The 18,568-nt window shown below is 62.8% G+C and carries 20 protein-coding genes and 1 pseudogene; 9 read left to right on the forward strand and 12 right to left on the reverse strand.

The window, feature by feature from the left end:
• Positions 1-28: 28 nt before the first annotated feature.
• Both ACFVTG_RS07725 and ACFVTG_RS07730 read right to left on the reverse strand, forming a co-directional pair.
• Positions 29-364 carry a DivIVA domain-containing protein gene (locus ACFVTG_RS07725; RefSeq protein ID WP_390279317.1) on the reverse strand — a complete coding sequence of 112 codons (336 nt, stop codon included), beginning with the start codon at positions 362-364 and terminating at the stop codon, positions 29-31.
• A gap of 37 nt (positions 365-401) precedes the next feature.
• Entirely contained in the window at positions 402-1,202 is an 801-nt protein-coding gene (locus ACFVTG_RS07730) for a TIGR00730 family Rossman fold protein (protein ID WP_284751617.1), read from the reverse strand.
• Positions 1,203-1,437: 235 nt separating this feature from the next.
• Here ACFVTG_RS07730 and ACFVTG_RS07735 point away from each other — a divergent pair, with 235 nt between their 5' ends.
• The 4 genes from ACFVTG_RS07735 (at position 1,438) to ACFVTG_RS07750 (ending at position 4,704) form a co-directional block, all read left to right on the forward strand.
• Positions 1,438-2,193 carry an amino acid ABC transporter ATP-binding protein gene (locus ACFVTG_RS07735; protein ID WP_284751618.1) on the forward strand — a complete coding sequence of 252 codons (756 nt, stop codon included), beginning with the start codon at positions 1,438-1,440 and terminating at the stop codon, positions 2,191-2,193.
• 50 nt (positions 2,194-2,243) lie between these two features.
• A complete protein-coding gene (locus ACFVTG_RS07740; protein ID WP_284751619.1) occupies positions 2,244-3,143 on the forward strand; it encodes a glutamate ABC transporter substrate-binding protein in 900 nt (299 codons plus the stop codon).
• Between the two features lie 62 nt (positions 3,144-3,205).
• The gene (locus ACFVTG_RS07745) at positions 3,206-3,853 is read left to right on the forward strand and encodes an amino acid ABC transporter permease (protein ID WP_284751620.1); all 648 of its coding nucleotides are present in this window, start codon (positions 3,206-3,208) and stop codon (positions 3,851-3,853) included.
• A complete protein-coding gene (locus ACFVTG_RS07750) occupies positions 3,850-4,704 on the forward strand; it encodes an amino acid ABC transporter permease (RefSeq protein WP_284751621.1) in 855 nt (284 codons plus the stop codon). Before ACFVTG_RS07745 ends, ACFVTG_RS07750 begins: the two co-directional genes overlap by 4 nt.
• 103 nt (positions 4,705-4,807) lie before the next feature.
• Here the strand turns inward: ACFVTG_RS07750 and dapE are convergent, their stop codons facing one another.
• Complete coding sequence (gene dapE, locus ACFVTG_RS07755; protein ID WP_390279320.1) at positions 4,808-5,932, reverse strand: succinyl-diaminopimelate desuccinylase; 1,125 nt, start codon at positions 5,930-5,932, stop codon at positions 4,808-4,810.
• A gap of 86 nt (positions 5,933-6,018) precedes the next feature.
• Between dapE and dapD the strand changes: the two genes are divergently transcribed.
• Together dapD and ACFVTG_RS07765 are read left to right on the forward strand one after the other, a co-directional pair.
• Positions 6,019-7,044: a 2,3,4,5-tetrahydropyridine-2,6-dicarboxylate N-succinyltransferase gene (gene dapD, locus ACFVTG_RS07760; RefSeq protein ID WP_284751623.1), complete on the forward strand. Its 1,026-nt coding sequence runs from the start codon at positions 6,019-6,021 to the stop codon at positions 7,042-7,044.
• A gap of 11 nt (positions 7,045-7,055) precedes the next feature.
• Positions 7,056-7,898 (forward strand): hypothetical protein, encoded by an 843-nt coding sequence (locus ACFVTG_RS07765; protein ID WP_284751624.1) that lies wholly within the window; start codon positions 7,056-7,058, stop codon positions 7,896-7,898.
• 57 nt (positions 7,899-7,955) lie between these two features.
• Here the strand turns inward: ACFVTG_RS07765 and ACFVTG_RS07770 are convergent, their stop codons facing one another.
• Both ACFVTG_RS07770 and ACFVTG_RS07775 read right to left on the reverse strand, forming a co-directional pair.
• On the reverse strand, positions 7,956-8,567 hold the full coding sequence (locus ACFVTG_RS07770; RefSeq protein ID WP_284751625.1) for a hypothetical protein: 612 nt from the start codon (positions 8,565-8,567) through the stop codon (positions 7,956-7,958).
• 63 nt (positions 8,568-8,630) lie between these two features.
• Positions 8,631-9,257, reverse strand: coding sequence for a TetR/AcrR family transcriptional regulator (locus tag ACFVTG_RS07775; protein WP_390279323.1), 627 nt, complete (start codon positions 9,255-9,257; stop codon positions 8,631-8,633).
• A gap of 114 nt (positions 9,258-9,371) precedes the next feature.
• Here ACFVTG_RS07775 and galE point away from each other — a divergent pair, with 114 nt between their 5' ends.
• Positions 9,372-10,385 carry a UDP-glucose 4-epimerase GalE gene (galE, locus tag ACFVTG_RS07780; RefSeq protein WP_390279325.1) on the forward strand — a complete coding sequence of 338 codons (1,014 nt, stop codon included), beginning with the start codon at positions 9,372-9,374 and terminating at the stop codon, positions 10,383-10,385.
• 71 nt (positions 10,386-10,456) lie between these two features.
• On the opposite strand, the gene ACFVTG_RS07785 is transcribed toward galE, so the two are convergent.
• The 3 genes from ACFVTG_RS07785 to fdxA form a co-directional block, all read right to left on the reverse strand.
• Positions 10,457-11,740, reverse strand: a complete 1,284-nt coding sequence (locus ACFVTG_RS07785) for a citrate synthase (RefSeq protein ID WP_284751628.1) — start codon at positions 11,738-11,740, stop codon at positions 10,457-10,459.
• Positions 11,741-11,970: 230 nt separating this feature from the next.
• Positions 11,971-13,119 (reverse strand): succinyldiaminopimelate transaminase, encoded by a 1,149-nt coding sequence (dapC, locus tag ACFVTG_RS07790; RefSeq protein WP_390279364.1) that lies wholly within the window; start codon positions 13,117-13,119, stop codon positions 11,971-11,973.
• A gap of 15 nt (positions 13,120-13,134) precedes the next feature.
• Entirely contained in the window at positions 13,135-13,461 is a 327-nt protein-coding gene (gene fdxA / locus ACFVTG_RS07795) for a ferredoxin (protein ID WP_018776555.1), read from the reverse strand.
• Positions 13,462-13,597: 136 nt separating this feature from the next.
• On the opposite strand from fdxA, the gene ACFVTG_RS07800 reads away from it, so the two are divergent.
• Complete coding sequence (locus tag ACFVTG_RS07800; protein ID WP_390279327.1) at positions 13,598-13,840, forward strand: hypothetical protein; 243 nt, start codon at positions 13,598-13,600, stop codon at positions 13,838-13,840.
• A 24-nt stretch (positions 13,841-13,864) separates the two neighbouring features.
• On the opposite strand, the gene ACFVTG_RS07805 is transcribed toward ACFVTG_RS07800, so the two are convergent.
• On the reverse strand, positions 13,865-15,202 hold the full coding sequence (locus ACFVTG_RS07805) for an MFS transporter (RefSeq protein WP_390279329.1): 1,338 nt from the start codon (positions 15,200-15,202) through the stop codon (positions 13,865-13,867).
• Positions 15,203-15,226: 24 nt separating this feature from the next.
• On the opposite strand from ACFVTG_RS07805, the gene ACFVTG_RS07810 reads away from it, so the two are divergent.
• Positions 15,227-15,733 carry an ArsR family transcriptional regulator gene (locus tag ACFVTG_RS07810; RefSeq protein ID WP_390279331.1) on the forward strand — a complete coding sequence of 169 codons (507 nt, stop codon included), beginning with the start codon at positions 15,227-15,229 and terminating at the stop codon, positions 15,731-15,733.
• Here the strand turns inward: ACFVTG_RS07810 and ACFVTG_RS07815 are convergent, their stop codons facing one another.
• The 3 genes and pseudogenes from ACFVTG_RS07815 to ACFVTG_RS07825 all read right to left on the reverse strand — a co-directional run.
• Complete coding sequence (locus ACFVTG_RS07815; protein ID WP_390279333.1) at positions 15,734-16,114, reverse strand: hypothetical protein; 381 nt, start codon at positions 16,112-16,114, stop codon at positions 15,734-15,736.
• 43 nt (positions 16,115-16,157) lie between these two features.
• Positions 16,158-18,086, reverse strand: coding sequence for a translational GTPase TypA (typA, locus tag ACFVTG_RS07820; protein WP_284751633.1), 1,929 nt, complete (start codon positions 18,084-18,086; stop codon positions 16,158-16,160).
• 296 nt (positions 18,087-18,382) lie between these two features.
• A pseudogene (locus tag ACFVTG_RS07825) lies at positions 18,383-18,568 on the reverse strand (ABC transporter ATP-binding protein); the annotation flags it as partial.

Below are 18,568 nucleotides of genomic sequence, written 5' to 3' on the forward strand. Positions count from 1 at the left end.
TTTGGGGACCGCGCTTCGACTGACTGGGTCACTCTTTTGGTTCTTCCTGGTTCCCGGCTGCTTCAAGGGCCAGTTTCAGCCGTTCGATTTCCCTCTCCTGGGAGGTCAGCTGATCCCTCAGCTCATCGAGCACCTCGTCCACTTGGTCCATCCGGTAGCCCCGCAGGCCAAGGGCAAACCGCACCCGGTCGACGTCGGACGCCTTTGCTCCGGCCGGTAGCAGAACCGGAGGCAGGTTCGGGACAGGTTCATCCAACCCGGCGCCGGAGTCGCGGCTCGATTTGGCCATTCCGGCGCCGAGGAACAACACGGCACCGATGATGACAATCGCGAGAAAGACCAGAAAAAAGCTCACAACAACCATCGTGCCAGACTCAGCTGGGAGCTCAGCGCCGGCAACGCTACTCCGGGCGCTGGTCTCCGTTGGTCGAAGGTGGCCGCGGGATTCCGTGCAGGACCCGGTGCACGGCGTCCGCGGGATCGTCCACAAGCTGGATCAGGTCCAGGTCCTTTGCGGAGACCATGCCTTCGGCCACCAGGGTCCCCTTGATCCATTCGATCATCGGGCTCCAGAAGTCGACCCCCAGGAGGACGATGGGGAACGATGTCACCTTGCGGGTCTGCACCAGAACCATGGCTTCAAACAGTTCGTCCAGGGTCCCCAGGCCGCCCGGCAGGACGATGAACCCTTGGGCGTACTTGACGAACATGGTCTTGCGGGCGAAGAAGTACCTGAAGTTGATGCCAAGGTCCACCCACCGGTTGAGGCCTTGTTCGAAGGGCAGTTCGATTCCCAGCCCGACGGAAACGCCGTTGCCCTCAACAGCGCCCCGGTTGGCGGCTTCCATGGATCCCGGGCCACCGCCGGTAATGACGGCGACCCCGGCTTCCGCGAGGTGGCGGCCGACCTGCACGCCCATGTCGTAATAGCCGGTGCCCGGCTTGGTGCGGGCGGAACCAAAGACACTGACAGCGGGACCGAGCTCAGCAAGCGCGCCGAAGCCTTCAACGAACTCACTCTGGATCCGCAGGACCCGCCACGGGTCGGTGTGGATGAAGTGGTCGGCTCCCCTCGTGTCCAGGAGTCGCTGGTCCGACATCGGCATGGCAGCCTGTTTGCGCCGAAGCTCCAAGGGTCCTTTGTGCTTGGCTGGCGGCTCCGGGGCAACGGCCGGAGCTGACGCTGCGGATCCGTTGCTCATCGCCTTGCCATTGGCGTCTGGACTAGGAACTTGGGGCTGGCTGGTACTCATTGACCTAGGCTAGCGCGGATGGCGGCTGCTGCCGTTCCAGCGCGGCCCTGTAGTTTGCGGTGTTGTATGTCCCGCGCACCATTCACTGTCAAATACCTGCAAGACAGGTATCTGTTGAATCACGATCTGCGGAAGTTATTGTGAGCTGGCTCATCTTGAATCAATTCTTCGCTAGATTCGTCCCATGACTATTCAAGCCGCCAGCGATGCCCTCGTCTCCCTGAATGGCGTCAACAAGCACTATGGTCAACTGCATGTCCTGAAGGACATCAACCTCCAGGTCAAAAAGGGTGAGGTTGTGGTTGTCATCGGGCCGTCGGGCTCGGGCAAGTCCACGCTGTGCCGGGCCATCAACCGCTTGGAGACCATCGACACGGGTGAGATCTCCATCGACGGCAAGAAGCTGCCCGAAGAAGGCAAGGAACTTGCCCTCCTCCGGGCCGACGTCGGGATGGTCTTCCAATCCTTCAACCTGTTCGCCCACAAGACGATTCTCGAAAACGTCACCCTGGGGCCGATCAAGGTAAAGAAACTGGACAAAGCAACCGCGGACAAGGACGCCATGGCGTTGTTGGAGCGGGTTGGCGTCGGGCAGCAGGCACCTAAGATGCCTGCGCAGCTGTCCGGCGGACAACAACAGCGCGTGGCAATTGCCCGGGCGCTGGCCATGAAGCCGAAGGTCATGCTGTTCGACGAGCCGACCTCGGCACTTGATCCGGAAATGATCAACGAGGTCCTGGATGTCATGGTCCAGTTGGCCAAGGAAGGCATGACCATGATCGTGGTCACCCACGAGATGGGCTTTGCGCGCAAAGCCGCCGACCGCGTTGTCTTCATGGCCGACGGCCAGATCGTGGAAGACGCCAAGCCAGAGGAATTCTTCACCAATCCCCAGAGCAACCGCGCCAAGGATTTCCTCTCCAAACTCCTGACTCACTAGCACTCACCGCACCCAGGCCGCGGGGGTGGCCGCACAATGAAAGGAATATCATGAAGGCTTTTATCACCCGGAGGAAAACCCTCCTGGTCGCTGCAAGCGCGGCGCTCGCCCTTTCGCTGAGCGCATGCGGTGGCGGCGGGGGTTCCACCACCGCGCCAAGCAGCGAGTCTGCACCGTTCACGGTGGCCCAGAACGTGTCCATCACGGGCAGCCCCACGTTCGACAAGATCAAGTCGAACGGAAAGGTCACGATCGGCGTCAAGCAGGACCAGCCCGGACTGGGATTCAAGGATGCCGCGACCGGCGAGTACAGCGGTTTTGATATTCAGGTTGCCCAGTGGATTGCGGCATCCCTCGGATTCTCCAAGGACAAGATCGAATTCAAGCCAATCCCTTCGGCCAACCGCGAGTCCGCCATTACCAACGGCGACATCGACTACTACGTGGGGACATACTCCATCACCGACAAGCGCAAGCAGCTGGTCGACTTTGCCGGACCCTACTTCGTGACTGGCCAGGGCTTGCTGGTCAAGAAGAGCAACACCTCAATCAATAGTGAGAAGGACCTGTCCGGGAAGAACGTCTGTTCAGCCACCGGCTCAACCCCCATCCAGAACATCAAGGCAAACTTCCCCGGCACCAAGACCACCGAGTTCGACACGTACTCGCAGTGCGTCGAGGCCCTCAAGAGCGGCCAGGTCGATGCCGTGACTACCGACCAGGCAATCCTGATCGGCTACGCCTCCCAGGACGCCGACAACCTCAAGGTGGTCGGCCAACCGTTCACCGTTGAGAAGTACGGCGTCGGCTTGAAGAAGGGCGACACCGCCTTCCGCAAGTTCGTCAACAAGATGTTCACCGATGGCGGCTCTGTGTGGCAGAAGATCTACGACTCCACGCTGGGACAGTCCGGCACCAAGGTCACCCAGCCCGCAGTGGACAACTACTAAACCCATGTTGAGGGGGCGGCCATTGGCCGCCCCCTCAAATATCGGCTGAAAGCGACCATTCTGTGAATACGCTGCTGAATAACTCGGACCTCTTCATTACGGGGTTCCGGAACACCCTCATACTTTTCTTTTTCGCCGGGATCTTCGCCCTGATCCTGGGCACCATCGTGGCAACGCTGCGTGTTTCCCCCATTCCTGCGATGCGCGCTGCAGCCACCTTGTACATCAACGTCGTGCGCAACACTCCGTTGACGTTGGTTCTGTTCTTTTTTGCCTTGGGCTACCCGAAGCTCGGCCTCGTTGAAATTGATTTCATGACCGCCGCAACCGTCGGCCTCAGCCTGTACACCGCGACTTATGTGGCGGAGGCCGTCCGCTCCGGTATCAATACAGTCCCTGTCGGCCAAGCCGAAGCTGCGCGCGCCATCGGCCTGCCGTTCACGCAAACCCTTACGCTGGTGATCCTCCCGCAGGCTTTCCGCGCCGTCATCCCGCCCATGTTCAGCGTGTTCATTGCACTGCTCAAGAACACCACCGTGGCGGCGGGCTTCTCAGTCGCAGAAGCAGGAGCCATCCGATCGAATCTTTCTGAGCGCGGTGAGCCCGCCATGGCCGGGCTGCTTTGGGTCGCACTCATCTTCGTTCTGCTCGTTTTCATTCTTTCCTTTGTCCAGCGGAAGCTTGAAAAGAAATGGAAGGTGGCCCGATGAGCTCGGTCCTTTTTGACGCTCCGGGGCCAAAGGCCCGCGCACGCTACCGGATTCTCGGCGTCGTGACCGCCCTGGTCATTATCGCCATCGTCGGATTCATCGTCCTTCGCTTCGCCCAAAGCGGGCAGTTCGACGCGAAGAAGTGGCAGTTGTTCACCTTCCCCCTGGTTCAGCAGACCATCATCCAATCGGTGGGTGCCACGCTTTCGGCTTTTGCCACGGCAGCCGTGCTCAGCCTGGTGCTGGGTGTCTTCCTGGCCTTCGGCAGGCTCTCCGACCGTAAGTGGATCAGCTTGCCCTGCTATGGATTCACGGAACTCTTCCGCGCCATTCCGCTGCTGATCCTCATGATGATCTTCTACTACGGGCTCCCTCCGCTCGGCGTTCAGGGGATCACGCCTTTCACGGCAGTCGTTGCGGGCCTGGTCCTCTACAACGGATCTGTGCTGGCTGAAGTCTTCCGGGCCGGCATCGAATCGCTCCCCCGCGGACAAAGCGAGGCCGGCTATGCCATCGGCTTGCCGAAGAGCGCGGTCATGACAAACATCCTGTTGCCACAGGCGGTCCGCTCGATGCTCCCGGTGATCATTTCCCAGCTCGTGGTCATCCTCAAGGACACCGCATTGGGATTCATCGTGACTTACAACGAGATCCTCTTCCAGGCCAAGTACTTCGGAAGCCAGGCCCAGTACGGTTCGCCGATCATTCCTTCCGCGATCATCGCGGGCGTTCTGTACGTCGGAATGTGCCTGATCCTGGCCGGAATCGCCAAGTGGCTTGAAGGCCGGATGCGCCGCAACGTCAAAGTGGTGAAGGTGACCAAGTCGGAGATTGTGGCAATCGAGGGCTAGGCACAAGAACGCCGTAAACGCAGGTGTGGCCCGTGGGCTTGGTTCCGGAACCAAGCCCACGGGCCACACCCACGATCTCAAGCAAAAAGTGAGGTCACTCCACCTAGTCAGCCAGCCAAGACCGCAGTGCGCGGAGGCACTCACGGATGGCATCGGCGTCGACGTGTTCGTTGTCTTTGTGCGCCAGCAGCGGATCGCCCGGCCCGAAGTTGACCGCGGGAACGCCCAGCTCGCTGAAGCGCGCGACGTCGGTCCAACCGTATTTGGGTTTGGGCTCGGCACCGACGGCGGCAACGAAGGACGCGGCAGCCGGGTGGTTGAGGCCCGGCCGCGCTCCAGCGGCGGCGTCGGTGCGGACGACGTCGAAGCCCTCCAACAGTTCGCGGACATGGGCTTCGGCCTGATCCGGGGTCTTGTCCGGCGCGAAGCGGTAGTTGATCTCCACGACGCAACGGTCCGGGATCACGTTTCCGGCGGTCCCGCCGTTGATCTTCACGGCATTGAGGCTTTCCCGGTAGTCCAGCCCATCGACGTTGACGGTGCGCGGTTCGTAGGCTGCCAAGCGGCCCAGGATGGGTGCGGCAGCGTGAATGGCATTGCTGCCCATCCACGCCCGGGCAGAGTGCGCCGCTTCCCCGACGGTGGTGGCTTCGAAGCGGCTGGTGCCGTTGCAACCGCCTTCCACCGTACCGTCGGTGGGTTCGAGCAGGATCGCGAAGTCCCCCTCCAGGAGATGGCCGTGATTCCGCACCAAGCGGCCAAGGCCGCTCTTGACCGCTTCGACTTCCTCATGGTCGTAGAAGACGAAGGTCACGTCCTTACCCGGCTCGGCGCCGCCGTCGAACATGGTTGCGGCGAGCGCAAGCTGCACCGCGACTCCGCCCTTCATGTCGGTCGCTCCGCGTCCATACAGGTTTCCCGTCCCGGGAACGCCGGACTCCCACGTGGAAGGCACGGTGCCGAGCGAACCTTCCACGGTGGGCAACGGCACGGTATCGAGATGGCCGGCCAGAATCACGCGCTCCGGGCGTCCCAGCTCGGTCCGGGCAATGATGGCGTCACCGTCCCGCAGAAGCTGCAGGCCGGGGATCGTACGAAGTGCGGATTCAACGGCGTCTGCAAGCGCGGCTTCGTTGCCGGACACGCTGTTGATGTCCATCAGCGCGGCAGTCAGCAGCGCAACGTCTTGCCTGATGTCAAGAAGGATCGGGGTAGTTTCAACAGTCACCTCTCCACTGTATCCCGAGCGAATTGCGACCCCTTCGGTCCACACACGGTTTCAAAGGAAGCAGTGGCTCTCGATAGACTTGCGCCATGACTGAAACCGCTGCCTCTGCCGCTCTCGATAGCGCTTCTGCCAACGATCGCTCCGCCTATGGCTTTGGCCTGGCCACCATCGCCACGTCCGACGCCGGCGAAGCGACAGTGCTGGACGTATGGTTTCCGGCGCCGGCACTGGGCGAAGTTGCCGCATCCCTCCGGGCCGTGGAGCACGCCGACGAGTCGCTGACCACACTTGCGGCTGAAAGCCACGACGCAGACCGCCGGACCGAGCAGAAGGTGGTCTTTGCCCAGATCAACCTGGACGAGGCCCCCGCGGACACCGTTGACGCCTACCTGCGCCTGCACTTGCTTTCGCACCGGCTGGTCAAGCCCAACAGCATCAACCTGGACGGCATCTTCGGCAAGCTCCCCAACGTCGTGTGGACGAACTTCGGCCCCGCCGCAGTGGACGGCTTCGAATTGACCCGTGCCCGCTTGCGCAAGCGCGGGCCGGTCACCGTCTACGGAGTGGACAAGTTCCCACGCATGGTGGACTACGTCGTCCCCACGGGCGTCAGGATCGCCGACGCCGACCGCGTCCGTCTTGGCGCCTACCTCTCCGAAGGCACCACGGTCATGCACGAAGGCTTCGTGAACTTCAACGCCGGCACGCTCGGCACGTCCATGGTGGAAGGCCGGATCTCGGCGGGCGTTGTTGCCGGTGACGGTACCGACGTCGGTGGCGGCGCTTCCATCATGGGAACCCTCTCCGGTGGCGGCAAGGAAAAGATTGCCTTGGGTGAACGCGTGCTCCTGGGCGCCAACTCCGGCGTGGGCATCAGCATCGGCGACGACTCCGTGGTCGAAGCAGGCCTTTATGTCACGGCTGGAACCCGCGTGCGCATCCCTGGCCCGAAGGACGCCAACGGCGAGGACACCAGCAGCATCATCAAGGCTGTTGAGCTCTCCGGCGTGCCGAACCTGCTGTTCCGCCGCAACTCCACCACTGGTGAAGTCGAGGTCCTTCCCCGCAAGGGCCAGACGGTGGAACTCAACGAAGCCCTCCACGCCAACTAGCTGATATCTGGATGCGCCGTCTCCGACGCACCATTATCTTGTTGCTGGCGCTTGCCTTGGTGGCTGGTGCCATCTACGCCGTGGTGACTGTACTGCAGCGCTCCGACACCTTGGTTACGGAGCGCTGCGTCGCCGTCGTCGGCTCGGATTCATACGAGTTGGCGACGGACCAGGCTGCGAATGCCGCCCTCATCACCGCCATTGCGGTGCAGCGGGGGCTGCCTCCGCGCGCGGCCACAATTGCTGTGGCCACCGCGATGCAGGAATCCAAGCTTCGCAACATCGGCCACGGTGACGAGGTGGGCCCCGATTCGAGGGGACTATTCCAGCAGCGCCCGTCCCAGGGGTGGGGCACCGAGGCCGAAGTCATGGATCCCGTCTACGCGACCAACGCCTTCTATGACCACTTGGTCAAAGTGCCCGGCTACGAAACCATGGCGATCACTGATGCGGCCCAAGCGGTCCAGCATTCCGCCTACCCCCAGGCTTACGCGCAGCAGGAACCCATGGGCCGGGCCTACGCGTCGGCGCTGACGGGACATTCCGAGAGGGCCCTCGACTGCACGCTCCGTGCCGCGGACGCTGCCGGTGATCCGAACGCCGTTGTGGCGGCCATGACGACGGCGTTCGGCTCCCTGCCAGCCGTTGCCCAGGGCCGCACGGTCCAGTTGAACATTACCGGTGCGCAGGCGTGGGCTGTGGCCCAGTGGGCAGTAGCGAATGCCAAGGACCTTTCGGTGACGCAGGTTGACGTGGCCGGCGCCACCTGGAACCGCCAGGACCACAAGGGCTGGCAGGATCCAGCGGCAGCATCGGGAGCCGTGACCATCACGGTTTCGGCTCCGAAGACATGATTTCTGGCTGAAGCCACAGGCTGCGGGCGTCAGACTGCGGGCGTCAGGCTGCGGGCTTCAGACCAGTAGTTCAACCACTGGCTGGACGTAGCTGCGGAAGATGTCCGGCTCGGACAAGAGCCGGTGGCTCATGATCATCTTGTCCGGCTCAAGGTACCAGGCCCTTGGCTCGCTGAGGGGAAGTTCGATGATTGTCAACTGGAAGTCCCGGGAACTCCGTCCGACTTCCAGCAGGCGGTCCTCCACCATGTCCCCAAGAAGCAACGTGGCGCCGCTCGCTTCGCGTTCGGCTTCCAGTTTTTCGTAATCTTCAAGGCGTTCACGGGCCCACGTGAGGGCGGCCCCGAAGTGTGCCTGCAGTACTCGGCGCAGGGCAGGCGAATTGCCGAAGGCGTTGAATCCCGGAGGTGAAAGTTCCGGCGCCGCATCCGGATACGCCCTCAACAACTGCTCCCACCAGGCCTCCCACTCTGTCTTGAGGGCCGGCACCCCGCCTACCTCGGCGGTGAGGTGCGTGTGGTCTGCGTGTCTGACTTTGGGTGTGGCGTGGGACAACGTCGGCGTTCCGGCTCCGTCCAATCCAGCAACGTCTCTCAGATACAAGGCAATGAGCATCGGTCCGGAGGTGTCCATTGTGATCCGCCACCCCTGACCGCCTGTGTCATGCATCCGATTGCCTCCCTTGGCAGGTGCCCGCTCAGGGTTCCAGTCTATTCCCGATGAGCCTTGACGTTAACGGTTCGACGGGACCGCAACCAGAGTCTCCAGATGCGCGGTCAGAACGTCGCGGCAGACCTCGGCTGTCATCCACTCAGGCTGCAGCAAGGCATGCATGCACAGTCCGTCGAGGGTCGCCAGGAGGCGCTCGGCCTCGGTCACCAGATGCTCCTGGATGGATCCGCCGTCGGGCATCAGCCGCATCACCAAACGGCCGACGACGGCGGCCACGGCACGGTGGCTGCGTGCGGCTTCCGGTTCAAGCACCGGCCGGATCCGGGCCGCGTGCCGGAATGCCATCCACACGCAGGCATCGACTGCCAGTTGCTCGTCGAGCGGAAGGAATTGACCCAGCAGGGTTAACACGGCGGCGTCGTGTTCCGCAGAGGCTTTGTCTAGTGATTCAACGACGGCGTACGCTTCCTCAAGCCGCCCGGCGATCCTGTCGATGACCACGGCAAAGGAATGGACCAGCAGTTCATCGCTGCTGGCAAAATAGTGGCGGACCGAGCCGACGGCAAGCCCGGCCTCGTCGGCGACCTCCCGCAAGGAGGCACGCTCGAGGCCATCCGAGGCAATGATCCTGAAGACGGCTTCGACTACTTCCTGGCGCCGGGCTTCGGCATCAACAATCTTGGGCACAAAACTTTTTAGCACAAACGTGCTTGAACCGTGCCGTCGGCGCACGGGAACCGCGCGACTGTGGCGTACGCAACACTGAGCGGGCGCCGACCAAGTTCGGCTAGCGTTGGTCACATGAGAATTCTTGTCACGGGTGGCACCGGCTATATCGGATCGCACACCGTCCTGTCCTTGTTGGAAACCGGGCACGAAGTGGTCGTGGTGGACAACCTCGTGAATTCAAGCGAAGAATCCCTGCGCCGCGTCGGTGAACTGGCGGGAAAGACCGCGGCATTCCATCAGGTGGATCTGGTGGATGAGCCCGCGGTTGAGGCCGTGTTCGACCGGCATCAGATCGACGCCGTCATCCACTTCGCCGGGCTCAAGGCGGTGGGCGAATCCGTGCAGGAACCCCTGAATTACTACTACAACAACATCGTGGGCACGCTGAACCTGCTCCGGGCCATGGACAAGCACGGGGTCCGTTCGATCGTTTTCAGTTCCTCGGCAACGGTGTACGGCGAGCACAACCCGATCCCCTACGTCGAGAAGATGGAGATCGGGGCGAACAACCCCTACGGCCGCACCAAGGAACAGATCGAGGACATCCTCACGGACCTCGGGGCCGCGGACGAGCGCTGGCACATCGCCTTGTTGCGCTACTTCAACCCGGTGGGCGCCCATCCGTCCGGCAGGATCGGCGAGGACCCGCAGGGCATCCCCAACAACCTGGTCCCGTACATCGCCCAGGTTGCCGTCGGCCGCCGCGAAAAGCTCATGGTCTTCGGTGGAGACTACGACACCCCGGACGGCACGTGCCTGCGGGACTACATCCACGTGGTCGACCTCGCCGATGGCCACGTCGCCGCGCTGGACTACGTTGCGGAACGCCCCGGCGTGCACCGCTGGAACCTCGGCTCCGGGAAGGGCACGTCCGTACTGGAGATGCTCCACGCCTTCGAGCAAGCCGTGGGCCACCCGCTGCCGTACGAGATCACGGGACGCCGCGCCGGAGACCTGCCCGCATTCTGGGCCGACGCCTCCTCCGCCCTGGCGGATCTCAGCTGGTCCACGACCAAGACCGTGGACCAAATGTGCGAAGACCACTGGCGCTGGCAGAAGAACAACCCCCTCGGCTACAGCTCTTAAAAGCAACGCGGGGTCACTTACGGCCCATGATGTCCCTCGGGACGGGCTGTAAGTGACCCCGCGTTGGCTGGTTACATCGCCGGGTAGTCGCGCTCCGGCTCTCCTGTGTAGAGCTGCCGCGGACGGCCGATCTTCGTCTGGGGGTCGTTGATCATTTCGCGCCACTGGGCGATCCAGCCGGGGAGCCGGCCGATCGCGAACAGCACCGTGAACATCTTCTCGGGGAAGCCCATGGCCTTGTAGATCAGGCCGGTGTAGAAGTCGACGTTCGGGTAGAGCTTGCGCTGGATGAAGTAGTCATCAGCCAGGGCCTTCTCTTCGAGGCGCATCGCGATGTCCAGGAGCTCGTCGTTGCCGCCGAGCTTGCCCAGGATCTCGTGTGCCGTCGCCTTGATGATCTTCGCGCGGGGGTCGTAGTTCTTGTAGACGCGGTGTCCGAAGCCCATGAGGCGGACGCCGTCCTCCTTGTTCTTGACCTTCTCCATGTAGTCCTCGGGCTTGATGCCGTCGGCCTGGATCTGGCGCAGCATCTTCAGCACGGCTTCGTTGGCGCCACCGTGGGCGGGACCGAAGAGGGCGTTGATGCCGGCGGAAACGGAAGCGAACAGGTTCGCGTTCGAGGAGCCCACGAGTCGGACGGTCGACGTCGAGCAATTCTGCTCGTGGTCGGCGTGCAGGATGAGCAGGAGGTCCAGTGCCTTGACGACGACGGGGTCCAGCTCGTACTGCTCCGCCGGCAGGCCGAAGCTCAGGCGCAGGAAGTTCTCCACGAGGTTCATGGAGTTGTCCGGGTACAGCATGGGCTGGCCGATGGACTTCTTGTGCGCGTAGGCCGCGATGACCGGCAGCTTCGCCATGAGACGGATGGTGGAAACTTCCACGTGCTCAGGGTTGAACGGGTCCAAGGAGTCCTGGTAGAACGTGGACAGCGCGGAGACAGCCGAGGAAAGCACCGGCATCGGGTGCGCGTCACGCGGGAAACCGCCGAAGAAGCCCTTGAGCTCTTCGTGGAGCAGCGTGTGGTGGCGGATCCGCTGGTCAAACGCGTCCAGCTCGGTGGGCGTGGGTAGGTTGCCGTAGATCAGCAGGTAGGAAACTTCCAGGAAGCTTGAGTGCTGGGCAAGCTGCTCGATCGGGTAGCCGCGGTACCGCAGGATACCGGCGTCGCCATCGATGTAGGTGATTGCCGACGTCGTGGCGGCGGTGTTCATGAAGCCGGGGTCATAGGCGACGGCGCCCGTCTGCTTCAGCAGCTTGGAAACGTCGTATCCTTCGTTCCCTTCTACAACCTTGATCCGCGGGAGTTCGAGCTCTCCGCCGGCATGGCGCAGGGTAGCGCTGGTGGTCTCAGTCATGGAGTCCCCTTCATGAGGCTCTTGGCCTCGGTCGAAAGCTTGATCCAACCAACATCTGGTGACTCCAGCCGGGCGCCTGCAGGTGCAGGCGCCATCAACCGGACTGCCTTCGTGGAGAAAGCCACCATTGATAGTCAGTTAAAAGCTACCGCCAGTAAGCGGGACAAACTAATTCACAAGCTACGGTTACTCGCGGAATGACGCGCCCTGTGCGGCAAGTCACAGCATTGTTACCGAGCGGTGTCCAAGCGTTCCACGGCCGCATCGATGCGTTCGTCCGTGCCCGTGAGCGCCACCCGGATGAAACCATTGCCCGCGTCTCCGTAGAACACTCCAGGCCCGACGACGATCCCCAAGTCAGCGAATCGCTGGACTGTGTCCCACGTAGCCTCGCCTGCGGTGGACCACAAGTACAGGCCCGCTTTGGACTCGTGGATGTCCAGGCCGAAGTTCTGCAGGGCTGGCAAAAGCCGTTCACGGCGGCCGCGGTAGAGATCCTTTTGGGCGAGCACGTGGTTGGCATCGCCCAGCGCGATGCGCATGGCTTCCTGGACGGGGTAGGGCACAATCATGCCTGCGTGCTTGCGGCTATTGACCAGATTCGCCACGATCGAGGAGTCGCCTGCCACGAAGGCGGCACGGTAGCCGGCGAGGTTCGACTGCTTGCTGAGCGAGTAGACGCACAACAGACCGTCCGTGGACCCTCCGGTGACGCGCGGGTCAAGGACACTCGGCACTGCTTCGCCGCCGCGCTGGGCATCCCATTCGCCCCAGCCGAGTTCGGCATAGCATTCATCCGATGCCACGACTGCGCCGATCTCGCGGGCCTGGGCCACGATCTGCCGGAGGGATTCGACGTCACGGACGCTGCCCGTGGGGTTGCCCGGGGAATTGATCCAAATCAGCCGGACCCTTGCGCGGGTGGCTGGGTCAAGTTCGTCCAGGCTGTCCGCGGCGACCGCAGTGGCCCCGGCGAGCATAGCGCCGATGTCGTAGGTCGGGTAAGCCACAGTGGGGCGGACCACGACGTCGCCTGCGCCGAGTCCCAGCAGGAACGGGAGCCAGGCCACCAGTTCCTTCGAGCCGACCGTGGGCAGGACGTCCCTCGGATCGATCCCCGGGACCCCGCGGCGGCTGGCAAACCAGGTGGATACAGCCTCGCGAAGAGCTTCCGTTCCGTGGACCGTTGGGTAACCATGGGCGTCAGCTGCCCTGGCGAGCGCCTCGCGGACCAGCTGCGGCGTAGGATCCACGGGAGTTCCGATGGAGAGATTGACTACTCCGCCCGGGTGTTCTGAAGCCTTGGCCACGTACGGCGCCATAGCTTCCCAAGGGTAGTCGGGCAGGTTGAGGCCGAAAGCGGGGGCCGCAGAAATCAAAGGAAGCAACCGTTCTTAGTGGTCTTGGTTCTGCGGAGGGAGCGCTGCGATGAAGGGGTGGTCCTTGCCGGTGTTGCCGATCTTGGCAGCTCCGCCCGGGGAACCAAGGTCATCGAAGAACTCGACGTTGGCCTTGTAGTAGTCGGCCCATTCCTCCGGGGTGTCGTCCTCGTAGTAAATCGCTTCCACCGGGCACACGGGTTCGCAGGCTCCGCAGTCCACGCATTCATCCGGGTGGATATAGAGGGAACGTTCGCCTTCGTAGATGCAGTCAACAGGGCATTCTTCAATACACGCCTTGTCCTTGACGTCCACACACGGCTGCGCGATTACGTAGGTCACGTCCCTTGCCTCTCCACAGTTGTCCCGGCCAATGTCCGGGTAGTACCACCGGCCCTGTGGCCGGTACATCGAATTCTGTAGCCTATTATCCCCCAGCCGGAACTTACCAAACTACTGGGCGTCATAGTATGAACTGGTGACGTTGCCCCACCCCCAGGATTTCCTGCTCAATACCGTATCCGGAACGCGGGTAGTTATCCGATACCGGCTGGACAACGGCTTCACCGATGCCCTCGGCTACCTACTCTCCGTCACCGAGGGTGCGTGCATCATCCGTACCCGACAGTCCGACGTCGAGATCCCGCTGGGCCTTGTCGTGGCGGCAAAAGAGGTCCCCCCTCCGCCGCCACGCCGAGGTACGCGCACAACCCGCGAGTAATCCCGGCCTCCCGTCCCCAGAGGGTCAGGCGCCATGCACCTCGTCCGGCAGCCTGCGCATTCCCCACAACGGAGAGAACAGCACGGGAGCAACAAAGACAATGCTTCCGCCCAAGCCGATCCAGAGTGTCGGGACGAGGCCGATGTTCTCGGCCAGGAGACCCGAGGCTAGGGCTGCGATCGGCATGACTCCCCACACCACAAAGCGAATGGACGCATTCATGCGCCCGAGAAGCCGGGGCGGACACACGCGCTGCCTCATGCTCAACTGCATGATGTTGTACACCAGGACTCCGAAAGCAAACCCGAACTCGGAGACGATGAGCATCACGAGGGACATCCATCGTTCGGGGGCAAGCACGCACAGCGGAACCAGGAGGAGGAAAAGCGAACTGATCATCGACGCCACGGGAATGACGGTCCCCTCGCCGACCCGGTCAGCGAGCTTGGGCGCGGAAACAGCTCCGATCAGTCCGCCCACAGCGCCCACTGCCATGATGAGGCCCATGCCCTCGGGACCGAGTTCCAGTTCACGAAGCACCAGCACGGGCATTAGAGTAAAGGCGATCGTGGTGAAGAAGTTGACCCCGCCCGTGCAGGCCACAATCCTGCTGATCAACGGATGCCTGACCACGAAGACCAGGCCTTCCTTGATTTCGCTTGCCAGTGGATGCCGATCCTTCGCGGGCACGGGACGTTCCGCATCGCCCGTCCTGAGCAGGAAGATGGCCGACATCAGATACCCGATCGCCTCGCCGACGAACAGCACCGGGGCGGATACGATCGTCAGCAACCCACCGCCCGCGGCCGGACCCCCGATCCGTGCGATCTGGGAGGTGGCTTCCAGCTTGGAGTTGGCCTGCGGAACTTTCGCGGCATCCACGAGTACAGGCACATAGCTCTGGTAAGAAACGTCGAAGAAGACCGTTGCGGCCCCGACGACGGCGGCTACGGCGTACAAGTGCCAGATCTGCAGGACGCCGCCCCACCAGAGGATCGGTACGGTGGCCATCGCCGCGGTCCGGACCAGGTCCGCCACAATCATGGCGCGACGCTTGAGCCAGCGGTCCACCCAGGCTCCCGCCGGCAAGCCGATCAGCAGGAAGGCGGCAAGGCTGGCGGCATTGAGTGCGCCAACCTCGAACTCGCTGGCTCCGAGCAAAGTCACCGCGAGGACGGGAATAGCCAATTGCCCAAGTTGCGCCCCGAGCTGGCTGACGGCCTGGCCAGACCAAAAGGTAATGAAGTTCCGGTCCCGCCAAAGCGAGGCCGCTTGCTGCGCTGTGTCAGTTTGCTGAGCATTGTCCGTGGTCCCGGCATTCACCCGCCCAGTTTCCTGCAGTGATTGGTATATGTCAATCACTCATGGGTGGCTACACTGGCCACCATGACGGAACACGAGCGGGAGGACAGTGACCTGGTGGCCAAGGGTCGCGCCTTGAGTTCGCCCCTGCGCCTGAGGATTCTCCGGCTCTGCCTGCACCACGCGCGCACCAACAAAGAGATCGCCGGGCTGTTGGATATCAATCCGGCGTCGAGCTTGCACCATGTCAGGACCTTGGTGCGCACCGGTTTTCTCGAGCCGCAGGAAGGCCGGAAGGGAAAGAGGGGCGCCAAGGAGGTGCCGTACATCGCCACCCGCACCTCGTGGAGCACTCCCGTCGACGATATTGCCCCGGTCCTGATCGAAACATTCGTCCAGGAAACCCGCGGACTCGCGCCCGAGGACATTGATGTCTGGCGGCTTGGAGTGAAGTTCAACGCCGCACGGCAGCAGGAAATGATGGGCAAGCTGCGGGAGGTCGTCGAGGAATACATGCGCCTTCCGCCAGACGACGACGGCGAGGCCACCTCGCTCTTGATCGCCCACCACCGGGACCCAAGCGCCGACTAGCTAGCCGCGCGGCGGACGCCTGTAGCGCCGGCACCACAAGAGCATCACGAGCGTCACGACCGCGCTCCCGTAGACCCATACATTGCCCGGCGCATCTGCGACGATCAGCGCCTTGTTGGTTCCGGCTGAAGAAAGCGCACCGACAGCTGCGTAACAAACAATGCCCGCTACCGCCGTCGGGAGCAAGGACCGCGACCACGCACCCAGCAGGAGCTGGAGCGATGCGAGCAGGAGCAATGCCGCCGCGGCACCCCAGTAGACGTCGACGCCGTCAATGGGGAGCACTTGCCGGTGAAGTGCGGTGCCTGCAAGGGCAGCAAAAAGAGCCACCGGAACTGCCGCGGCAATGCCGCGTGCTGTTCCGGTGGCTCCCCTATTCAATGCGTCAGTCCGTTCGGTGCGTCAATGCGCAGTCAGCGCAGGATCAGACCTTGGCGCGTGCGCGGGTAGCCTTGGCACGCTCGTTGGCGTCCAGGATCACCTTGCGGATGCGGATGGACTCCGGGGTGACCTCAACGCACTCGTCTTCGCGGGCGAATTCGAGGGACTCTTCGAGGGTCAGGTCGCGCGGCGGCGTCAGGTTCTCGAAGGTATCGGAGGAAGCGGCACGCATGTTGGTGAGCTTCTTTTCCTTGGTGATGTTGACGTCCATGTCGTCGGCGCGCGAGTTCTCGCCGACGATCATGCCCTCGTAGACCTCGGACGTAGGCTTCACGAAGAAGGAACCGCGTTCCTGCAGGTTGATCATCGCGAAGGGGGTGACGACGCCGGCGCGGTCGGCAACCATCGAACCGTTGGTGCGGTATTCGATGGGGCCGGCCCACGGCTCGTAGCCTTCGGAGATCGAGGAAGCGATGCCGGCGCCACGGGTGTCCGTGAGGAACTTGGTGCGGAAGCCGATGAGGCCACGTGCCGGAACGATGAATTCCATGCGGCACCAGCCCGTACCGTGGTTGGCCATGTTGGTCATGCGGCCCTTGCGGGCGGCCATGAGCTGAGTGACCGCACCGAGGTACTCTTCAGGCACGTCGATGGTCATGTGTTCCATCGGCTCGTGGATCTTGCCGTCGATGGTCCGGGTGACAACCTGCGGCTTGCCGACAGTCAGTTCGAAGCCTTCGCGTCGCATCTGCTCCACGAGGATGGCCAGGGCAAGCTCGCCACGGCCTTGGACTTCCCAAGCATCGGGACGCTCGGTGGGCAGAACCTTGATGGAGACGTTACCGATCAGTTCCTTGTCCAGGCGATCCTTCACCTGGCGGGCCGTGACTTTGGCACCCTTGACCTTGCCGGCCAGCGGAGAGGTGTTGATACCGATGGTCATGGAGATCGCAGGGTCATCCACCGTGATGAGGGGCAGCGGCTGCGGGTTCTCCGCGTCGGTCAGGGTCTCACCAATGGTGATTTCCTCGATACCGGCAACAGCCACGATCTCGCCCGGGCCGGCGGACTCTGCCGGTACGCGGTCAAGGGCCTTGGTGGCCAGGAGCTCGGTGATCTTGACGTTCTTCAGTTCGCCGTTGGCACGCGCCCAAGCGACGGTCTGGCCCTTGCGGAGGGTGCCGTTGTAGATGCGCAGGAGTGCGAGGCGGCCGAGGAACGGGGAAGCGTCGAGGTTGGTGACGTGCGCCTGCAGGACACCGTTCGGGTTGTAGGTCGGCGCCGGGATGTGCTCGATGATCGTCTTGAAGAGAGGTTCGAGGTCTTCGTTATCCGGTGCCGAGCCATCAGCGGGCTGGTCCAGGGAGGCGCGGCCAACCTTGGCTGCGGCGTAGACCACGGGTACTTCCAGGATCTTGTCCAGGTCCAGGTCCGGGACTTCGTCCGCGAGGTCGGAGGCCAGGCCAAGGAGCAGGTCCATGGACTCGTGGACAACCTCCTCGATGCGGGCGTCGGGGCGGTCGGTCTTGTTGACCAGCAGGATGACGGGCAGGTGCGCGGCAAGGGCCTTGCGGAGCACGAAGCGGGTCTGCGGCAGCGGACCTTCGGAAGCGTCAACCAGGAGGACCACGCCGTCAACCATGGACAGACCGCGCTCCACCTCGCCACCGAAGTCGGCGTGGCCGGGGGTGTCGATCACGTTGATGGTGATGGTCTCGCCATTCGACGACGGGCCGTTGTAGGCAACCGTGGTGTTCTTGGCGAGGATGGTGATGCCTTTTTCGCGCTCCAGGTCACCGGAGTCCATGACGCGGTCTTCCAGGTGGTTGTGCTCGGCGAAGGAGTTGGTCTGCTTGAGCATGGCGTCGACCAGGGTGGTCTTGCCGTGGTCAACGTGGGCCACAATCGCGACGTTGCGCAGATCACTGCGCGATGCAGTGGCCGCGGCGGTGTTGGTGGTGGTTTCAGACATGCGTAATGGCTCGATTCAGTGGTGAAGTCAGCTGTTGTATCGCGACATTTCCAACCGGAACGCACGACGGATTAGACCCTTTGACACAGGGCACCTTCATAGAGTCTAAACGCTGTGGTATTTATTGGCCTAAAAATCACCCTCCAAGCCATCGAATTGTGCCCTTCATCACAATCGGCAAGGCGTTCCGGGCAAGCTGGAAACGACAAAAGAGCCGGTACCACTTTCCCCCCACGGAAGTGGTACCGGCTCTCTTGCTCCCCCAACTCACACGGAGCGGACGGTCGCTATGCCCTTCAGGCCACCGCGGGCGGCAGCATCAGGCTGGCGCCCGGGATCGCGTTGAGCAGGGCTTTGGTGTAGTCCTGCTGCGGCGAATCGAAGACATCGTCGGTGCTGCCCGTTTCCACGAGCTTGCCCTTCTGCATCACGCAGACATGGTCGGCGATCTGCCGCACGACGGCGAGGTCGTGCGTGATGAA

Origin of the sequence: Arthrobacter sp. NPDC058127, assembly GCF_042884555.1 — a bacterium.
GTDB lineage: Bacteria > Actinomycetota > Actinomycetes > Actinomycetales > Micrococcaceae > Arthrobacter.

Bases quoted from the DNA above. Each gene is read 5' to 3' on its own strand.
- ACFVTG_RS07725 (WP_390279317.1), bottom strand. From the start codon at position 364: ATGGTTGTTGTGAGCTTTTTTCTGGTCTTTCTCGCGATTGTCATCATC.
- ACFVTG_RS07730 (WP_284751617.1), bottom strand. From the start codon at position 1,202: ATGAGCAACGGATCCGCAGCGTCAGCTCCGGCCGTTGCCCCGGAGCCG.
- ACFVTG_RS07735 (WP_284751618.1), top strand. From the start codon at position 1,438: ATGACTATTCAAGCCGCCAGCGATGCCCTCGTCTCCCTGAATGGCGTC.
- ACFVTG_RS07740 (WP_284751619.1), top strand. From the start codon at position 2,244: ATGAAGGCTTTTATCACCCGGAGGAAAACCCTCCTGGTCGCTGCAAGC.
- ACFVTG_RS07750 (WP_284751621.1), top strand. From the start codon at position 3,850: ATGAGCTCGGTCCTTTTTGACGCTCCGGGGCCAAAGGCCCGCGCACGC.
- dapD (WP_284751623.1), top strand. From the start codon at position 6,019: ATGACTGAAACCGCTGCCTCTGCCGCTCTCGATAGCGCTTCTGCCAAC.
- ACFVTG_RS07765 (WP_284751624.1), top strand. From the start codon at position 7,056: ATGCGCCGTCTCCGACGCACCATTATCTTGTTGCTGGCGCTTGCCTTG.
- ACFVTG_RS07770 (WP_284751625.1), bottom strand. From the start codon at position 8,567: ATGCATGACACAGGCGGTCAGGGGTGGCGGATCACAATGGACACCTCC.
- galE (WP_390279325.1), top strand. From the start codon at position 9,372: ATGAGAATTCTTGTCACGGGTGGCACCGGCTATATCGGATCGCACACC.
- ACFVTG_RS07785 (WP_284751628.1), bottom strand. From the start codon at position 11,740: ATGACTGAGACCACCAGCGCTACCCTGCGCCATGCCGGCGGAGAGCTC.
- ACFVTG_RS07810 (WP_390279331.1), top strand. From the start codon at position 15,227: ATGACGGAACACGAGCGGGAGGACAGTGACCTGGTGGCCAAGGGTCGC.
- typA (WP_284751633.1), bottom strand. From the start codon at position 18,086: ATGTCTGAAACCACCACCAACACCGCCGCGGCCACTGCATCGCGCAGT.